Source organism: Leclercia sp. Marseille-Q4284, assembly GCF_916618945.1.
GTDB lineage: Bacteria > Pseudomonadota > Gammaproteobacteria > Enterobacterales > Enterobacteriaceae > Enterobacter > Enterobacter tamurae.
Window position 1 is genome coordinate 731,551 of sequence record NZ_CAKAKG010000002.1, and the last position, 17,055, is coordinate 748,605.

The window sequence follows — 17,055 nt, forward strand, 5'->3', positions numbered from 1 at the left end:
TCAAGCCTTTGGCGGTTCGGTGCGGGCGAAGCTTTCGCGCTGGAACAGGGTTTCTGCCAGTTTAACCAGCAGGGGGCGATCCACGCACCAGCCCGGCGAGACGCGACGGAAATTCAGGTAGCCGATGGCGCAGGCAATGGCGATGGTCGCCAGGTTGACGCTGTCGGTAGCGATTTTCCCGTCGCGGATCAGCTGTTCACATTGATCAAGGCTGCGGAGGATTTTCTCGCGCTGACGCAGCAGCTCGGTCTCCGACTGCTGTGCCGCCGGACGCGCCTGCTCACGCACCGAGGCCAGAGCCGCATCCATGATCCCATCCGCCAGCGCCTCAATTTGTCGGATAGCCAGCGCAGCTTTGGGGTCGCGGGGGATCATCGCCGGGGCAATATCCAGCAGCTCGATATAGCTGGCAATAATCGGCGAATCGAACCAGTGCTCCCCATCATCGGTCACCAGCGCCGGGACTTTCCCCAGCGGATTGTAGTGCGCGACACCGTTATCGGCCTGATAGGGTTGCTCGTTTACAAATTCGAAGGTGATGCCTTTCTCCAGCAGGAGAATGGAGATTTTACGCACGAAGGGACTGGTATAGCTGCCGATGAGTTTCATTGCCTGCTCCTTATTCGCCAACAAAAGGATAAGTATGGCCCAGGCAAAGAAAAAAGGCAGGCTATGCGTATCGCATACCTGCCTGTGAAAGGATTAATGGTCGAGATAGAGGTAGTGCATCCAGCTGGTCATACGCAGCAGCACTTTACGCATCACCGAGACGTGCGAGAAGTGGTCGGAGTAAACCGCGACCTGGGCGTAGATGCCGTCAGGCAGCGCGTCCACGTCGGCGTTCGGCTCCAGCTCGATAGTGCCAAGTACGCCATCCGTACCCGGCACCACCGTCAGCGCCTGCAGCGCGCCCTGTGCCTGGTAGGAGCCGCCCGGCACCACCGGCAGAATGCTGGTGAGCTTACCGGAGAAGACCTGCCCTGGCAGGGCATTGAACACCACCTCCGCTTCATCGCCTGGTTTCAGACGCAGCAACGAGTTCTGACGGAACTGCGCCACGATCTGCCGTTTCTGCTCAGGGATAAACACCATTACCGGGCGCAGCGGCAGAGAGGCCGCGTAGGTCCCCGGGCGAATCAGCACCTGAGTGACATAGCCGTTGCTTGGCGCACGGATAATGGTCTGATCCAGGTTGTATTGCGCTTCTGCTAACTGGGCGCGCAGCGAGGCGATCTGCGACTGCTCGCCGTTAGACATGCTGTCTAACTGGCTCTGGATCTGGGTTTGTTCCGCCACTGAGCCTTTCACCATGGCATCCTGCGCCAGGTAGTTTTGCCGCGCGTTATCGATATCGCTTTCAGAGAACGGATTGACCTTCGCCTGGCTGCCTTTTAAATAGCGCTGATAGTCTTTAAACAGACGATCGCGCTCGGCAGAGACGCGGGTGGTATTCGACTGGGCTTCCGCAAGCTGTGCTTTCAGTACCTTGATATTGTGCGTCGCGGTGACCAGGTCGGCCTGGAGACGATCGACGCGAGCCTGATAGCGGCTCGGATCGATTTTAAATAACACGTCGCCCTTTTTAATAAGCTGGTTATTTTTATCGGTAACTTCACTCACCACCCCCGTGACCTGCGGAGTAATAGGAATAGAAATAACCGCTTTCTGCGCCGTAAACGTATACGGGTGGTTATAGTTCATTAATAAAATAAGCCCGGCCACAATAAACACGCCGCCTAAGGTCGCGGTGGCTAACGTCCACTGGTTTACCGGAATACGGAATATTTTAAAGATCGCCCATGCAAACGCGACATAGGTCAGGATGATCAACAGATCCATGATTAGCGCTCCGACGTGTTCTTATCAGCAGTGGGTTGCACTGCGGCCAGTTTGTTTTCCAGCTCGGCTACGCGCTTTGCCAGCGCATCGACGTCGGGGCTGCGTTCGGGCGGCTGTATGTGGTTCTGCATCCCCCAGCCACGCTCTGGCTGGTAGAGGGTGGCCCAAATCCACAGAAACGGCCAAATGGCATGCAGCGTAAACAGGCTAATCCATCCCGCGGTATGGATCGCATCGGCATGGGGATGATTGCGCTTTTTGGCCATATTATACGGAATGTCATGGATAGCGATGATTCCATAAAAAAGAACCAGGAAGACAAAAATCAACACACCCAGCGCAAAATAGTTGAGAAACATATTTGCCTCACTAAATAAATCGTAAACTCATTAAAATAATTAAATGGTAAGCAGCCAAATTAATTATTGGTTAAGCACACGAATGTGTACTTATTATTTCAGAGCCGGGGAGTATGATTTTTTCTTATATCTCCATGCAAGTTTAGAAGCGTGACAAAATATATCCTGAATAATAATAGACTTAAGTTTACAGTATGAGCTTAATCCAGCTTAGCGCTTTTCGCCATACCATATTCTGGTACTATTTTTTTAACGATAAGTGTTGCTTACTTACATCCTGGCGCTGCTGGGTTAAACAGATGTTGCCGTCGATCACATCCAGAGAAATCCGTATAAAAATATTTTGTGGAATCGATCACACTCCGGAAACAAACTCACGACAACGAAATGTGATTTATTTCACATTTTAGCCGTCAAACTGCCGCTTTTGCGGCCATTGTATTTTTTTTACACTTCATTTTTGTGACGAAGATCACCTCAATCATTATCACACCCCCTATATTTACGTGATCTAAATCACACTATTTTGCCCTGTCTGGACAGGTAAACTATTAAGTGCCAAATTTCACCTCATCAGAACAGGGCTGGGCAACCTCTGCCACCGCATTAACAACAAACCTCGGGCTCTAAGCCTGCGTTAACAAAAAGAAGGGGTGTTTTATGTCATCCGATTTCAAGATCAAAGTTCAAAGCTTTGGTCGATTCCTCAGCAACATGGTGATGCCAAATATCGGCGCGTTTATCGCGTGGGGTATCATCACTGCGTTATTTATTCCGACAGGGTGGTTGCCTAACGAAACGCTGGCGAAACTTGTTGGCCCAATGATCACCTATCTGCTGCCGCTGCTCATCGGTTATACCGGTGGTCGTCTGGTGGGCGGAGACCGCGGTGGCGTGGTGGGTGCGATCACCACCATGGGCGTGATCGTCGGTGCCGATATGCCAATGTTCCTCGGCGCCATGATTGCCGGTCCTCTGGGCGGCTGGGCGATTAAGAAGTTCGACGTCTGGGTTGATGGTAAAATCAAATCCGGCTTCGAAATGCTGGTGAACAACTTCTCTGCCGGCATCATCGGCATGATCCTGGCGATTCTGGCGTTCCTCGGCATTGGCCCGGCAGTTGAAGTGCTCTCCAAACTGCTGGCGGCGGGCGTTAACTTCATGGTTGCCCACGACATGCTGCCGCTGGCGTCCATCTTTGTTGAACCGGCAAAAATCCTGTTCCTCAACAACGCCATCAACCACGGGATCTTCTCCCCGCTGGGTATTCAGCAGTCCCATGACCTCGGCAAATCCATCTTCTTCCTGATTGAAGCGAACCCGGGTCCGGGTATGGGCGTGCTGCTGGCGTATATGTTCTTTGGTCGCGGTAGCGCTAAGCAGTCTGCTGGCGGTGCGGCTATCATCCACTTCCTCGGTGGTATCCACGAAATTTACTTCCCGTACGTGCTGATGAACCCACGTCTGATCCTTGCCGTTATCCTCGGCGGTATGACTGGCGTGTTCACGCTGAGCGTGCTGGGCGGCGGTCTGGTGTCCCCTGCTTCCCCGGGCTCTATCCTGGCGGTACTGGCGATGACACCGAAAGGTGCCTACTTCGCTAACATCGCTGCTATCTGTGCGGCCATGGCGGTCTCCTTCGTGGTCTCAGCTATCCTGCTGAAAACCAGCAAAGTGAAAGAAGAAGACGATATCGAAGCGGCAACCCGTCGTATGCAGGACATGAAATCTCAGTCTAAAGGTGTTGCTGCAACGCCACTGACCGCAGGTGATGTCTCTAACGACCTGAGCCACGTGCGTAAAATCATCGTTGCCTGCGACGCCGGTATGGGTTCCAGCGCCATGGGTGCCGGTGTACTGCGTAAGAAAGTAGCGGATGCCGGTCTGTCTCAGATCTCCGTTACCAACAGCGCTATTAACAGCCTGCCGCCGGATGTTGACCTGGTCATCACCCACCGCGACCTGACCGAGCGTGCGATGCGCCAGGTTCCGCAGGCGCAGCACATTTCGCTGACCAACTTCCTCGACAGCGGTCTGTACACCAGCCTGACCGAACGTCTGGTAGCCGCACAGCGTCACGAAGATAACGAAGTGAAAGTACGTACCAGCCTGCAGGACAGCTTCGACGAGAGCAACAGCCACCTGTTCCGTCTGGGTGCGGAGAACATCTTCCTTGGCCGTACCGCGAGCCATAAAGAAGAAGCGATTCGCTTTGCCGGTGAGCAGCTGGTGAAAGGCGGCTACGTGCAGCCGGAATATGTTGAAGCAATGCTGGAACGTGAAAAACTGACCCCGACCTACCTGGGCGAATCCATTGCGGTGCCGCACGGTACGGTAGAAGCGAAAGATCGCGTTCTGAAAACCGGCGTGGTGTTCTGTCAGTACCCGGCAGGCGTGCGCTTCGGTGAAGAAGAAGATGACATCGCCCGTCTGGTGATTGGTATCGCCGCTCGCAACAACGAGCACATCCAGGTGATTACCAGCCTGACTAACGCTCTGGACGATGAGACCGTTATCGAACGTCTGGCAAATACCACCAGCGTCGAAGAAGTCCTGGCGCTGTTGAACAAGTAAGTCTTTCCCTTCCCTCTCCCCACCGGGGAGAGGGCTAGGGTGAGGGGAAATTCGCGTGGTTCCTCACCCCAGCCCTCTCGGGTAACAACATTGATGAAGGTTAATACGATGAAAGCATTACATTTCGGCGCAGGTAATATCGGTCGTGGTTTTATCGGCAAACTGCTGGCAGACGCGGGCATTACGCTGACATTCGCGGATGTTAATCAGACGGTACTGGATGCCCTGAATGCCCGTCATAGCTATCAGGTTCATGTGGTGGGTGAAAACGAGCAGGTTGAAACCGTAACCGGCGTGAACGCGGTCAGCAGCATTGGCGACGAGGTTATTGACCTGATCGCCAGCGTTGACCTGGTCACCACCGCGGTCGGCCCGGTCGTGCTGGAGCGCATCGCCCCGGCCGTCGCCAAAGGGCTGGCAAAACGTAAGGCCCAGGGTAACGACACCCCGCTGAACATTATCGCCTGTGAGAATATGGTGCGCGGCACCACCCAGCTGAAAGGTCATGTCATGGCCGCGGTGGCTGACGAAGATAAAGCCTGGGTTGAAGAGCACGTAGGCTTTGTCGATTCCGCCGTGGACCGCATCGTTCCGCCGTCGGCCTCCGCGACCCACGATCCGCTGGAAGTGACCGTAGAGACCTTCAGCGAATGGATCGTCGACAAAACCCAGTTCAAAGGCGCGCTGCCTGAGATCGCCGGGATGGAATTAACTGATAACCTGATGGCATTTGTCGAACGTAAACTCTTCACGCTGAACACCGGGCATGCTATAACCGCCTACCTCGGTAAATTAGCCAGTCATCAGACCATTCGTGACGCCATTCTCGATGAGAACGTTCGCGCCGTGGTAAAAGGTGCAATGGACGAGAGCGGCGCGGTACTGATTCAACGCTACGGTTTTGATGCCGATAAGCATGCGGCATATATTCAGAAAATCCTCGGTCGTTTTGAAAACCCGTATCTGAAAGATGACGTTGAGCGCGTGGGTCGTCAGCCGCTGCGTAAGCTGAGTGCGGGCGATCGTCTGATCAAGCCGCTGCTCGGTACGCTGGAATATGGTCTGCCGCACACCAGCCTGGTCAAAGGCATTGCCGCCGCGATGCACTATCGCAGCGAAGAAGATCCGCAGGCGCAGGAGCTGGCACAGCTGATTGACGAGCAAGGTCCACAAGCCGCGCTGGCGCAGGTATCCGGTCTGGATGCCAACAGCGACGTGGTGGTGGAGGCGGTAAAAAACTACAACGCAACCAAATGATGCAGGAACTGGCGCAGGTCATCCTGCGCCCGGAATATAGATTGTCAGATATGCAGGCAATAATGGAACAAACCCAGGCCTTTGAAAACCGTGTGCTGGAGCGTCTGAATGCTGGCAAAACCGTTCGAAGTTTCCTGATATCTGCCGTCGAGTTGTTAACCGAGGCGGTGAATATCCTGGTGCTTCAGGTGTTTCGCAAAGACGACTACGCGGTGAAATACGCAGTTGAACCGTTACTCGACGGCGACGGCCCCTTGGGCGATTTATCCGTGCGTCTGAAACTGATCTATGGCCTTGGCGTTATCAGCCGTCATGAGTATGAAGATGCTGAGCTGCTGATGGCGCTGCGCGAAGAGTTGAATCACGACGGCAACGAGTATGGGTTCACCGACGACGAGATCCTCGGCCCGCTTGGAGAGCTGCACTGCGTGACCGCCCTGCCCCCGTCGCCGCATTTTGATATCAGCGACCCGGAGCTGTACGCGATGCAGAAGCAGCGTTACCAGCAGATTGTCCGCTCCACCATGGTCCTCTCCCTGACTGAGCTGATTTCCCGAATCAGCTTAAAAAAAGCGTTTCAGAAGTAAGCCTGCGCACATTGGTGTATCCTTCCCTGTAATCTCCCCTGTTTTTAGAGCTATTTGTGATGAAAGAAGTCGAAAAGAACGAAATTAAACGCCTGAGCGACCGCCTGGATCTGATCCGCCACCAGCAGGCCAGCCTCTCGCTGGTTGAGGCCGCCGAGAAATACGCCGAGCTGGAAAAAGAGAAAGCGACGCTGGAAACCGAAATCGAGCGTCTGCGCGGCGTGAAAGAGCAGAAGCTGAGCAAAGAAGCGCAGAAGCTGTCAAACCTGCCGTTCCGCCGTGCGATCACTAAAAAAGAGCAGGCCGACATGGGCAAGCTGAAAAAAAGCGTGCGCGGCCTGGTGGTTGTCCACCCGATGACCGAGCTGGGCCGTGAGATGGGCCTGAAAGAGATGACGGGTTTTAGTAAGACTGAGTTCTGATAAGTTCACGTTCTGTTTTAGTAACCCAATGCATTCATATTGAGAATGCATTGGGTTTTTTATATCCCCTGTATTCCCTTTTTTCCCCACTTAACCTCGACGTACAATATTAAAACCCTTCCATGAGCATTTTCGCCAGCGGGTGGGGGTTTGTCATCATGCTGATAATATTGGAATGTTTTCTGATCTGATACTTCAGAACGCTATGTTTTTAAGGAGAAAAAATGCGCCAGAGAATGATCGTGTGCCCTGTTATCCAAAACAACGGCGAGTATCTGCTTTGTAAAATGGCATCGGACCGTGGCGTTTTTCCGGGGCAGTGGGCTCTGCCTGGCGGCGGTATGGAACCGGGTGAGACGATGGAAACCGCGCTAAGGCGAGAAATCAAGGAAGAGTTAGGTGAAGAACTTGTTATCGCTGATATACAGCCGTGGGCATTTCGTGATGATACCCGTATTAAAACCTATCAGGATGGTACTACCGAAGAAATTTACATGATCTATCTTATCTTTGATTGTGTGAGTGCAAACCGGAATATCACTTTCAATGAAGAATTTCAGGAAATTATCTGGGTGGCCCCTGAAAAGCTTAAAGATATGGATCTCAACGAGGCCACTCTGATCACGTTCGCCCAAAAGGGACTCATTTGACGGTTTTTCGCTTTGTTTGATAATTGCGGGGTGAGCCTACTCTTTGAAAGCCCCGCAAAATTGGCCCAACCAATTCCGCAACCAACCCTCTCTTGGTTCACAATTCCATAATCTTTGCTCACAAACACATTGCCGACCAATAACATTTGGTTAACCATTTGTTGTCATTAACCCTACATCACACTATTGGCAGGACCACTTTTACACGCAATGTGACGCCGAGATGAGCACAGACTCACCGCGTTGCAGCTGTGTGGTCCTCGGGAGACCTGCAATGAGCCTCTGGCAACAAAACTACGATCCGGCGGGAAATATCTGGCTGTCGAGTCTGATCGCCTCGCTTCCCATCCTGTTCTTCTTCTTCGCGCTGATTAAACTCAAGCTGAAGGGCTATCTCGCCGCGACCTATACCGTCGCCATCGCCCTGCTGGTAGCCCTGTTCTTCTATAAAATGCCGGTGGATCGCGCCCTGGCCTCGGTGGTGTATGGCTTCTTCTATGGTCTGTGGCCGATTGCGTGGATCATCATCGCCGCGGTCTTTGTCTATAAAATCTCGGTAAAGACCGGGCAATTCGACATTATCCGCTCGTCGATTCTTTCGATTACGCCGGACCAGCGTCTGCAGATGCTGATCGTCGGCTTCTGTTTTGGTGCCTTCCTGGAAGGGGCGGCCGGATTCGGTGCGCCAGTGGCGATTACCGCCGCGCTGCTGGTCGGGCTGGGCTTTAACCCGCTGTATGCCGCTGGCCTGTGTCTGATCGTGAATACCGCGCCGGTGGCCTTTGGCGCAATGGGCATTCCGATTCTGGTGGCCGGGCAGGTGACCGGGCTGGACAGCTTCGAGATCGGCCAGATGGTGGGCCGTCAGCTGCCGTTCCTGACCATTATCGTGCTGTTCTGGATCATGGCGATTATGGATGGCTGGCGCGGCGTGAAGGAGACCTGGCCTGCGGTAGTGGTGGCGGGTGGCTCTTTTGCTATCGCCCAGTATCTGAGCTCCAACTTCCTCGGTCCGGAACTGCCGGACATTATCTCCTCCCTGGTCTCGCTGGTCTGTCTGACCCTGTTCCTGAAACGCTGGCAGCCGGTGCGTACCTTCCGCTTTGGCGATATGGGCGCGTCACAGGTGGATATGACCCTGGCCCGCACCCGCTACACGCCGGGACAAATTATCCGCGCCTGGTCGCCGTTCCTGTTCCTGACCGCCACGGTTACCCTGTGGAGTATCCCGCCGTTTAAAGCTCTGTTTGCCCCGAACGGCGCGCTGTACGACATGGTGGTGAATATCTCCGTGCCGTTCCTCGATAAAATGGTTGCCCGCATGCCGCCTGTGGTCCACGACGCCACGCCGTATGCTGCGGTGTACAAATTCGACTGGTTCTCTGCCACCGGCACGGCCATCCTGTTTGCCGCTATCCTTTCTATTGTGTGGCTGCGGATGAAACCCGCGGCGGCGGTACAGACCTTTGCCAGTACGCTGAAAGAGCTGGCGCTGCCGATTTACTCCATCGGGATGGTGCTGGCCTTCGCCTTTATCTCTAACTACTCCGGGCTGTCATCGACGCTGGCCCTGGCGCTGGCGCATACCGGCTCCGCGTTTACCTTCTTCTCGCCGTTCCTTGGCTGGCTGGGGGTATTCCTGACCGGGTCGGATACCTCATCGAACGCCCTGTTCGCCGCCCTGCAGGCGACCGCCGCCCAGCAGATTGGCGTCTCGGACGTGCTGCTGGTCGCCGCTAACACCACCGGCGGCGTGACCGGGAAGATGATCTCGCCGCAGTCCATCGCCATTGCCTGTGCGGCGGTTGGCCTGGTGGGCAAAGAGTCGGATCTGTTCCGCTTTACCGTGAAGCACAGCCTGATATTCACCTGCATGGTGGGGGTGATCACCACCCTGCAGGCTTACGTCTTAACCTGGATGATCCCATGATAGTGATGCCCAGACGCCTGTCCGACGAGATCGCCTCTCGCGTGCGGGCGCTGATTGAAGAACAACAGCTGGAGGCGGGTATGAAGTTGCCCGCCGAGCGCCAGCTTGCCGCCCAGCTTGGCGTGTCGCGCAACTCGCTGCGCGAAGCCCTGGCGACGCTGGTCAGCGACGGGGTTTTGCTGAGCCGTCGCGGCGGCGGGACCTTTGTGCGCTGGCAGCAGGAGGCGTGGTCAGAACAGGCGATCGTCCAGCCGCTGAAAACCTTAATGGCCAACGACCCGGACTACAGCTTCGATATTCTCGAAGCCCGTCACGCCATCGAAGCCAGCACCGCCTGGCATGCGGCCATGCGGGCGACAGAAGCCGACAAAGAGAAGCTCAAAGCCTGCTTCGAGGCAACACAAAGCAGCGATCCGGATATCGCCTCGCAGGCGGATGTGCGTTTTCATCTGGCGATTGCCGAAGCCTCTCACAACGTTGTTCTGCTCCAGACCATGCGCGGCTTCTTCGATCTGCTGCAATCCTCCGTCAAGCAGAGTCGCCAGCGTATGTATCTGGTGCCGCCGGTCTTTGCGCAACTGACCGAGCAGCACGAGGCGGTGCTGAACGCCATTCTTACCGGGGATGCCGAAGCGGCCCGTCAGGCGATGATGGCGCATCTGGGCTTCGTGCATACCACCATCAAACAATTCGATGAAGATCAGGCCCGACAGGCGCGTATTACCCGTCTGCCTGGCGACAACGCTATTTCCAGGGAGAACAAAGCATGATCATTTCCGCAGCCAGTGACTATCGCGCCGCAGCGCAGCGCATCCTGCCCCCGTTCCTGTTTCACTACATTGACGGCGGGGCTTACTCGGAATACACCCTGCGCCGCAATGTGGAAGATCTGTCCCAGGTGGCCCTGCGCCAGCGCGTGCTGAAGAATATGTCCGACCTGAGCCTTGAGACGAAGCTTTTCAACGAAACGCTCTCCATGCCGGTAGCCCTCGCCCCCGTCGGGCTGTGCGGCATGTACGCCCGTCGCGGTGAAGTGCAAGCCGCCGCGGCCGCCGATGCCAAAGGCATCCCCTTTACCCTATCCACCGTCTCGGTCTGCCCGATTGAAGAGGTCGCCCCGACCATCAAGCGTCCGATGTGGTTCCAGCTGTACGTCCTGCGCGATCGCGGCTTTATGCGTAATGCCCTGGAGCGCGCCAAAGCGGCGGGCTGCTCCACGCTGGTGTTTACCGTCGATATGCCGACGCCCGGCGCACGCTATCGCGATGCCCATTCCGGGATGAGCGGCGCGAACGCGGCGATGCGCCGTTACTGGCAGGCAGTGACCCATCCGCAGTGGGCGTGGGATGTCGGGCTCAACGGCCGCCCGCACGATCTGGGGAATATCTCTGCCTATCTGGGTAAACCGACCGGGCTGGAAGATTACATTGGCTGGCTGGCGAATAACTTCGATCCGTCGATCTCGTGGAAAGACCTGGAGTGGATCCGTGAGTTCTGGGATGGTCCGATGGTGATCAAGGGGATCCTCGATCCTGAAGATGCCCGCGACGCGGTGCGCTTTGGTGCCGACGGCATCGTGGTGTCGAACCACGGCGGCCGCCAGCTGGACGGGGTGCTCTCCTCAGCCCGCGCCCTGCCCGCCATTGCCGATGCGGTGAAGGGCGATATCGCGATTCTGGCGGACTCCGGGATCCGCAACGGTCTGGACGTGGTGCGCATGATTGCCCTCGGCGCCGATACCGTCCTGCTGGGCCGGGCTTATCTCTATGCGCTGGCGACCCACGGTCAGGCGGGGGTGGCGAATCTGCTTAATCTGATCGAGAAAGAGATGAAGGTGGCAATGACGCTTACCGGGGCGAAATCCATTCCCGAGATCAGCAAGGAGATGCTGGTGCAGGAGCTGAGCAAGATCCCTGCCGGGCTGGCACCGCTGGCACAGGGGGACGCGGCGTAGTGAAAATGCTATTCTGCCCCCGCAAATTAAGGGGGCAGCATGCTTAACATCGTCTTATTCGAACCAGAAATTCCACCCAATACCGGCAATATCATCCGCCTGTGCGCTAATACCGGGTTCCGTCTGCATATTATTGAGCCGATGGGCTTTACCTGGGATGACAAGCGCCTGCGCCGCGCCGGGCTGGATTATCATGAATTTACCGCCGTGGTCCGCCATCAGGACCTGAGCGCATTTATGGACACGGAAAAGCCGGAACGGATTTTTGCCCTGACGACCAAAGGTACGCCTGCGCACAGCGCGGTGAGCTATCAGGAAGGCGACTATCTGCTGTTTGGCCCGGAAACGCGCGGCCTGCCAGCCACCATTCTCGATGCCCTCCCTGCCGAACAAAAAATCCGTATTCCGATGATGCCGGACAGCCGCAGCATGAACCTGTCAAATGCGGTGTCGGTGGTGGTGTATGAAGCCTGGCGCCAGCTGGGGTATGCCGGTGCGATATTACGGTAGAGCCAGGCCCGGTAAGCGTCGCGCCACCGGGCGTTTACTTAAATGCCGTCGCCATACTCAAAGGTATGGTGGCCGTTGAAGAACTGATCCATATCCATCGCCGGTTTATCACTGTCCGGCCTGCCGACAATACGCGCCGGGACGCCTGCGGCGGTGGTATGCGGCGGTACAGGTTGCAACACCACTGAACCGGCGCCAATTTTCGCCCCGCGCCCGACTTCGATATTGCCCAGAATCTTCGCGCCCGCGCCAATCATCACCCCTTCACGGATTTTCGGGTGGCGATCGCCGCTGGTTTTGCCGGTCCCGCCCAGGGTCACCGACTGCAGGATCGAGACGTCGTTTTCAATCACCGCCGTTTCACCCACCACAATCCCGGTGGCGTGGTCGAGCATGATCCCGCGACCAATCTTCGCCGCCGGGTGGATATCCACCTGGAAGCTCACCGAGACCTGGTTTTGCAGGAAGATCGCCAGCGCGCGGCGGCCTTCGTTCCACAGCCAGTGGCCGATACGGTAGGACTGCAAAGCGTGGAAACCTTTCAGATAGAGCAGCGGCGTGGAGTATTTGTCCACCGCCGGGTCACGATTGCGTACCGCCTGGATATCATACGCGGCGGAGGCGATCATCTCCGGGTCGGCCGCATAGGCCTCTTCCACCACTTCACGAATGGCGATGGCCGGCATGATTGGGGAAGCCAGTTTGTTGGCGAGCATATAGCTCAGGGCGCTGCCGAGGTTTTCGTGCTTGAGTAGCGTCGCGTGGTAGAAACTGGCGAGCATCGGCTCACAGTCGGCCAGAGCCCGGGCTTCGGCTTTAATATTGTTCCAGACGATATCCAGTTCTTCACACGGCATTGCTTACTCCAGACGTAATGATAATGACCGGCCAGTTCTTTGCCGGCCGGGTCATTCAGGTGATAACGCTTTCCTGCAGTTAATTGCTGCTACGCTCGTCCTTGCGTGCACGACCTAATAAGGTCAATGCTGCCTCGCGCGCATTTTTTCCGCAATACAATACCTGATAAATTTCCTCGGTTATTGGCATTTCGACACCAAAGCGGTGTGCCAACTCGCGGACTTCCTTGGTATTGCGGTAGCCTTCCACCACCTGGCCGATCTTCTCCTGCGCGCCGATAACATCCATGCCCTGTCCGAGCATCATGCCAAAACGGCGGTTACGCGACTGGTTGTCGGTACAGGTCAGCACCAGATCGCCTAACCCTGCCATCCCCATAAAGGTGGCCGGATCGGCACCCAGCGCCGCGCCCAGACGGGACATTTCGGTCAGGCCACGGGTAATCAAAGCCGTACGCGCGTTCGCGCCAAAGCCGATACCGTCAGACATGCCCGCACCGATCGCGATAACGTTCTTCACCGCACCGCCCAGCTGAACGCCGATAAAATCGGGGTTGCTGTAGACGCGGAAGCTTTTACCGCAGTGCAGCAGCTGCTGCAGATCGTCAGCAAAGGTCTCGTCGGTCGAGGCCAGTGAAATGGCCGTCGGCAGCCCTGCCGCCAGCTCTTTCGCAAAGGTCGGGCCGGAGATCACCGCCAGCGGAATGGCATCACCCAGCGCTTCGCGGGCGACATCCTGCAGCAGGCGGCCGGTCTCGGCTTCCAGCCCTTTGGTGGCCCAGACCACGCGCGCATCATCACGCATCAGCGGTTTAATCTGTCGCAGCACCTTGCCAAACACGTGGCTCGGCACAACGATCAGAATATTACGGCTGGCGGCCAGCGCGGTTGCCAGGTCGCTTTCAAGATGCAGTGAGTCAGGGAAAGGCACATCAGGGAGGAACGCAACGTTGCAGCGATCGGCTTCTAACGTCGCGATATGTTCAGGATTGTGGCCCCAGAGAACCACTTCGTGACCATTTCTTGCCAGCGTGATAGCAAGAGCGGTGCCGTAAGAGCCGGCACCGATCACAGTCATTGACGCATTGACAGTACTCATCAGGCATCCTGATGTTGTTCAGTACCTTCGCCAGCTTGCTGCTGCAGATAGTTCATGAACAGCGCATCGAAATTCACCGGCGCAAGGTTCAGTTGCGGGAACGTACCACGGGAAACCAGGCTGGTGATGCATTCGCGGGCATACGGGAACAGGATGTTCGGGCAGTATGCACCCAGGCAATGCGCCATCTGATTACCTTCGATGCCGCCAATGGAGAAGATGCCGCCCTGCTGTACTTCGCACAGGAATGCAGTCTCTTCGCCCAGAGAGGCGGTTACGGTAACACGCAGCACGACTTCATACACGTCATCCGCCAGTTGGGTGGATGCGGTATCCAGATCAAGTTTAACCTCTGGCTGCCAGTCTTTCTGGAAAACATGCGGCGCATTTGGTGCTTCGTAGGAGACGTCTTTGGTGTAAATGCGCTGGATCTGGAAAGTCATCTCGGTGTTGTTTTGTTCTGACATGGAAATACCCTTTTTAATTGTCCTAAAACGCCTTAGCGCAGCAGGGGATCGAGTCCACCGCGCGCGTCAAGCGCATACAAGTCATCACAGCCGCCAATGTGCTGCGCATCGATAAAAATCTGCGGAACCGTCGTACGGCCACTACGTTTAATCATCTCTTCGCGCTTCGCAGCATCGCCATCAATAGGCAGTTCCTGGAAGGCTACGCCTTTGCTGTCCAGCAGCGCTTTCGCACGATGGCAGAACGGGCAGGTCGCTTTGGTATAGATTTCGATATTGGCCATGTTCAGTCTCCTGTTTACTTACCGCGAACCAGAGGCAGATTCTCACCGCTCCAGCCAGAGATGCCGTCTTTCAGGACAGTGACGTTTGCAAAGCCTGCTTTGACGAGGGTATTTGCTGGCTCCTGAGCCTGCATCCCGGTGCCGTCGACGACAATAATGGGTTTGTCTTTATGCTTTTCCAGTTCGCCAAGGTTATTGGCTTTGATTTCGGCTGGCAGCAGGTTAATCGCGCCTGCAATGTGGCCTTTGCGGAAATCGTCACGCTGACGCAGATCGACAACCACTGCCTCTTCTTTATTGATAAGACGCGTGGCTTCGCCGCGGGTGATCACCTTCACTTTAGAGGTGAGGCCTTTGAACGTGGTGAAAAGTACTGCTGCCAGTAGACCAATCCACGCGATACAAAGTATGGGGTGGCGGCTGACAAATTGCATAATTTCTTGCATGGGGGGTAACGACTCCCGACTGAGTGAATAAAAAACCAGGACAGGAGTATACCTGTGCGTTGTGGCAAATACAGCCAGCGACAATAAGCTAATCCATTTTCTGCGTGCTGCCACGAAAAAAAAGACCGAAATTCCCCTATCCTTACCCTTACCTCCGTGGTTTCTTTGATCTTCTGCGGCTATTTGATCGATTCAGCTGTAGTAAAATTACGCAAATTTTTTGTCTTTTGAGCAAAGAGGTTGTCGCAATGTCGGTTTCTAAAAAACCTATGGTACTGATGATTCTGGATGGCTACGGTTATCGCGAAGATCAGCAGGATAACGCCATTTTCAATGCTAAAACCCCGGTCATGGATGCACTGTGGGCCCAACGTCCTCACACGCTGATTGATGCGTCCGGTCTGGAAGTGGGTCTGCCCGATCGCCAGATGGGCAACTCCGAAGTTGGACATGTCAACCTGGGTGCCGGGCGCATTGTTTATCAGGACCTGACCCGTCTGGATGTTGAAATAAAAGAACGCACCTTCTTTGCAAACCCGGTGCTGACCGGCGCGGTTGAGAAAGCTGCCGCCGCAGGCAAAGCGGTACACATTATGGGGCTGCTCTCCGCCGGTGGCGTCCATAGCCACGAAGATCACATCATGGCGATGGTAGAGCTGGCCGCGGAAAAAGGCGCAGACAAAATCTATCTGCACGCCTTCCTTGATGGCCGCGATACCCCACCGCGCAGCGCTGAATCCTCCCTGAAAGCCTTTGAAGACAAGTTTGCCGCTCTCGGCAAAGGCCGTGTGGCGTCCATCATTGGCCGCTACTACGCCATGGACCGCGATAACCGCTGGGATCGCGTCGAGCAGGCCTACAATCTGCTGGTTGACGCCAAAGGCGAGTTCCAGGCAAATACCGCCGTTGCCGCGCTGGAAGCCGCTTACGCTCGCGATGAAAACGACGAATTCGTGAAAGCGACCGTGATCCGTGCCGAAGGCCAGGCCGATGCCGCGATGGAAGACGGCGACGCGCTGATCTTCATGAACTTCCGCGCTGACCGCGCCCGCGAAATCACCCGCGCCTTCGTCAATGCAGACTTCGACGGCTTCGCCCGTAAAAAAGAGGTCAAGCTGGGCGATTTCGTGATGCTGACCGAATATGCCGCCGACATTAAAGCGCCGTGCGCCTATCCGCCGTCATCGCTGGCCAATACCTTCGGCGAGTGGATGGCGAAGCACGACAAAACCCAGCTGCGCATCTCCGAAACCGAGAAATACGCACACGTCACCTTCTTCTTTAACGGCGGTGTGGAAGAGTCGTTTAAAGGCGAAGACCGCATTCTGATCAACTCCCCGAAAGTGGCGACCTACGATCTGCAGCCAGAGATGAGCTCTGCCGAGCTGACCGAAAAGCTGATCGCCGCCATCGAAAGCGGCAAATACGACACCATCATCTGTAACTACCCGAACGGCGACATGGTTGGCCATACCGGGGTGATGGAAGCGGCGATCAAAGCCATTGAAGCGCTGGATGAATGTATTGCGCAGGTCACCAAAGCAGTGGAAGCCGTTGGCGGCCAGATGCTGATCACCGCTGACCACGGCAATGCCGAACAGATGCGCGATCCGACCACCGGTCAGGCGCACACCGCGCATACCAACCTGCCGGTCCCGATGATTTATGTCGGTGATAAATCAGTTAAAGCAGTGGATGGCGGTAAGCTTTCAGACGTTGCCCCGACCATGCTGACCCTGATGGGTATGGAAATCCCGAAAGAGATGACTGGCAAGCCGCTGTTCATCGTGGAATAATCCTTCCCCATGAGGGGAAAGGCG

General features: G+C 55.8%; 18 protein-coding genes. 10 read left to right on the top strand and 8 right to left on the bottom strand.

Annotation, left to right across the window (positions count from 1 at the left end; translation table 11 throughout):
• The 3 genes from LG383_RS18175 to LG383_RS18185 form a co-directional block, all read right to left on the bottom strand.
• Positions 1 to 609 carry a glutathione S-transferase gene (locus tag LG383_RS18175; RefSeq protein ID WP_225759848.1) on the bottom strand — a complete coding sequence of 203 codons (609 nt, stop codon included), beginning with the start codon at positions 607 to 609 and terminating at the stop codon, positions 1 to 3.
• Positions 610 to 702: 93 nt separating this feature from the next.
• Entirely contained in the window at positions 703 to 1,839 is a 1,137-nt protein-coding gene (locus LG383_RS18180) for an HlyD family secretion protein (protein ID WP_225759849.1), read from the bottom strand.
• Positions 1,840 to 1,841: 2 nt separating this feature from the next.
• Positions 1,842 to 2,198, bottom strand: coding sequence for a DUF3302 domain-containing protein (locus LG383_RS18185; RefSeq protein WP_106995472.1), 357 nt, complete (start codon positions 2,196 to 2,198; stop codon positions 1,842 to 1,844).
• A gap of 660 nt (positions 2,199 to 2,858) precedes the next feature.
• Between LG383_RS18185 and LG383_RS18190 the strand changes: the two genes are divergently transcribed.
• The 9 genes from LG383_RS18190 to trmL all read left to right on the top strand — a co-directional run bounded on the left by LG383_RS18190 (position 2,859) and on the right by trmL (position 12,082).
• On the top strand, positions 2,859 to 4,772 hold the full coding sequence (locus tag LG383_RS18190) for a PTS mannitol transporter subunit IICBA (protein WP_106995471.1): 1,914 nt from the start codon (positions 2,859 to 2,861) through the stop codon (positions 4,770 to 4,772).
• Positions 4,773 to 4,880: 108 nt separating this feature from the next.
• Positions 4,881 to 6,029: a mannitol-1-phosphate 5-dehydrogenase gene (gene mtlD / locus LG383_RS18195; RefSeq protein WP_225759850.1), complete on the top strand. Its 1,149-nt coding sequence runs from the start codon at positions 4,881 to 4,883 to the stop codon at positions 6,027 to 6,029.
• Positions 6,026 to 6,616 (top strand): mannitol operon repressor MtlR, encoded by a 591-nt coding sequence (gene mtlR / locus LG383_RS18200; RefSeq protein ID WP_106995469.1) that lies wholly within the window; start codon positions 6,026 to 6,028, stop codon positions 6,614 to 6,616. The genes mtlD and mtlR overlap by 4 nt, the downstream gene beginning before the upstream one ends.
• Before the next feature lie 59 nt (positions 6,617 to 6,675).
• The gene (locus tag LG383_RS18205) at positions 6,676 to 7,038 is read left to right on the top strand and encodes a YibL family ribosome-associated protein (protein WP_106995468.1); all 363 of its coding nucleotides are present in this window, start codon (positions 6,676 to 6,678) and stop codon (positions 7,036 to 7,038) included.
• 224 nt (positions 7,039 to 7,262) lie between these two features.
• Entirely contained in the window at positions 7,263 to 7,688 is a 426-nt protein-coding gene (gene nudI / locus LG383_RS18210) for a nucleoside triphosphatase NudI (protein WP_225759851.1), read from the top strand.
• Positions 7,689 to 7,962: 274 nt separating this feature from the next.
• Positions 7,963 to 9,618: an L-lactate permease gene (gene lldP, locus LG383_RS18215; RefSeq protein WP_166181166.1), complete on the top strand. Its 1,656-nt coding sequence runs from the start codon at positions 7,963 to 7,965 to the stop codon at positions 9,616 to 9,618.
• Positions 9,615 to 10,388, top strand: a complete 774-nt coding sequence (gene lldR / locus LG383_RS18220) for a transcriptional regulator LldR (RefSeq protein ID WP_106995465.1) — start codon at positions 9,615 to 9,617, stop codon at positions 10,386 to 10,388. The genes lldP and lldR overlap by 4 nt, the downstream gene beginning before the upstream one ends.
• Positions 10,385 to 11,572: an FMN-dependent L-lactate dehydrogenase LldD gene (lldD, locus tag LG383_RS18225; RefSeq protein WP_166181162.1), complete on the top strand. Its 1,188-nt coding sequence runs from the start codon at positions 10,385 to 10,387 to the stop codon at positions 11,570 to 11,572. Before lldR ends, lldD begins: the two co-directional genes overlap by 4 nt.
• Before the next feature lie 39 nt (positions 11,573 to 11,611).
• On the top strand, positions 11,612 to 12,082 hold the full coding sequence (gene trmL, locus LG383_RS18230) for a tRNA (uridine(34)/cytosine(34)/5-carboxymethylaminomethyluridine(34)-2'-O)-methyltransferase TrmL (protein ID WP_225759852.1): 471 nt from the start codon (positions 11,612 to 11,614) through the stop codon (positions 12,080 to 12,082).
• A 38-nt stretch (positions 12,083 to 12,120) separates the two neighbouring features.
• Here trmL and cysE read toward each other — a convergent pair whose 3' ends face one another.
• From cysE to LG383_RS18255, 5 genes are all read right to left on the bottom strand, one after another.
• On the bottom strand, positions 12,121 to 12,939 hold the full coding sequence (cysE, locus tag LG383_RS18235; protein WP_106995462.1) for a serine O-acetyltransferase: 819 nt from the start codon (positions 12,937 to 12,939) through the stop codon (positions 12,121 to 12,123).
• Positions 12,940 to 13,018: 79 nt separating this feature from the next.
• Positions 13,019 to 14,038, bottom strand: a complete 1,020-nt coding sequence (gene gpsA, locus LG383_RS18240) for an NAD(P)H-dependent glycerol-3-phosphate dehydrogenase (RefSeq protein ID WP_225759853.1) — start codon at positions 14,036 to 14,038, stop codon at positions 13,019 to 13,021.
• Positions 14,038 to 14,505 carry a protein-export chaperone SecB gene (secB, locus tag LG383_RS18245; protein WP_106995460.1) on the bottom strand — a complete coding sequence of 156 codons (468 nt, stop codon included), beginning with the start codon at positions 14,503 to 14,505 and terminating at the stop codon, positions 14,038 to 14,040. The genes gpsA and secB overlap by 1 nt, the downstream gene beginning before the upstream one ends.
• Positions 14,506 to 14,537: 32 nt before the next feature.
• A complete protein-coding gene (gene grxC / locus LG383_RS18250) occupies positions 14,538 to 14,789 on the bottom strand; it encodes a glutaredoxin 3 (RefSeq protein ID WP_032615744.1) in 252 nt (83 codons plus the stop codon).
• Between the two features lie 14 nt (positions 14,790 to 14,803).
• Complete coding sequence (locus tag LG383_RS18255) at positions 14,804 to 15,235, bottom strand: rhodanese-like domain-containing protein (protein ID WP_106995459.1); 432 nt, start codon at positions 15,233 to 15,235, stop codon at positions 14,804 to 14,806.
• Positions 15,236 to 15,483: 248 nt separating this feature from the next.
• Between LG383_RS18255 and gpmM the strand changes: the two genes are divergently transcribed.
• On the top strand, positions 15,484 to 17,031 hold the full coding sequence (gpmM, locus tag LG383_RS18260; RefSeq protein ID WP_225759854.1) for a 2,3-bisphosphoglycerate-independent phosphoglycerate mutase: 1,548 nt from the start codon (positions 15,484 to 15,486) through the stop codon (positions 17,029 to 17,031).
• Positions 17,032 to 17,055: the final 24 nt, after the last annotated feature.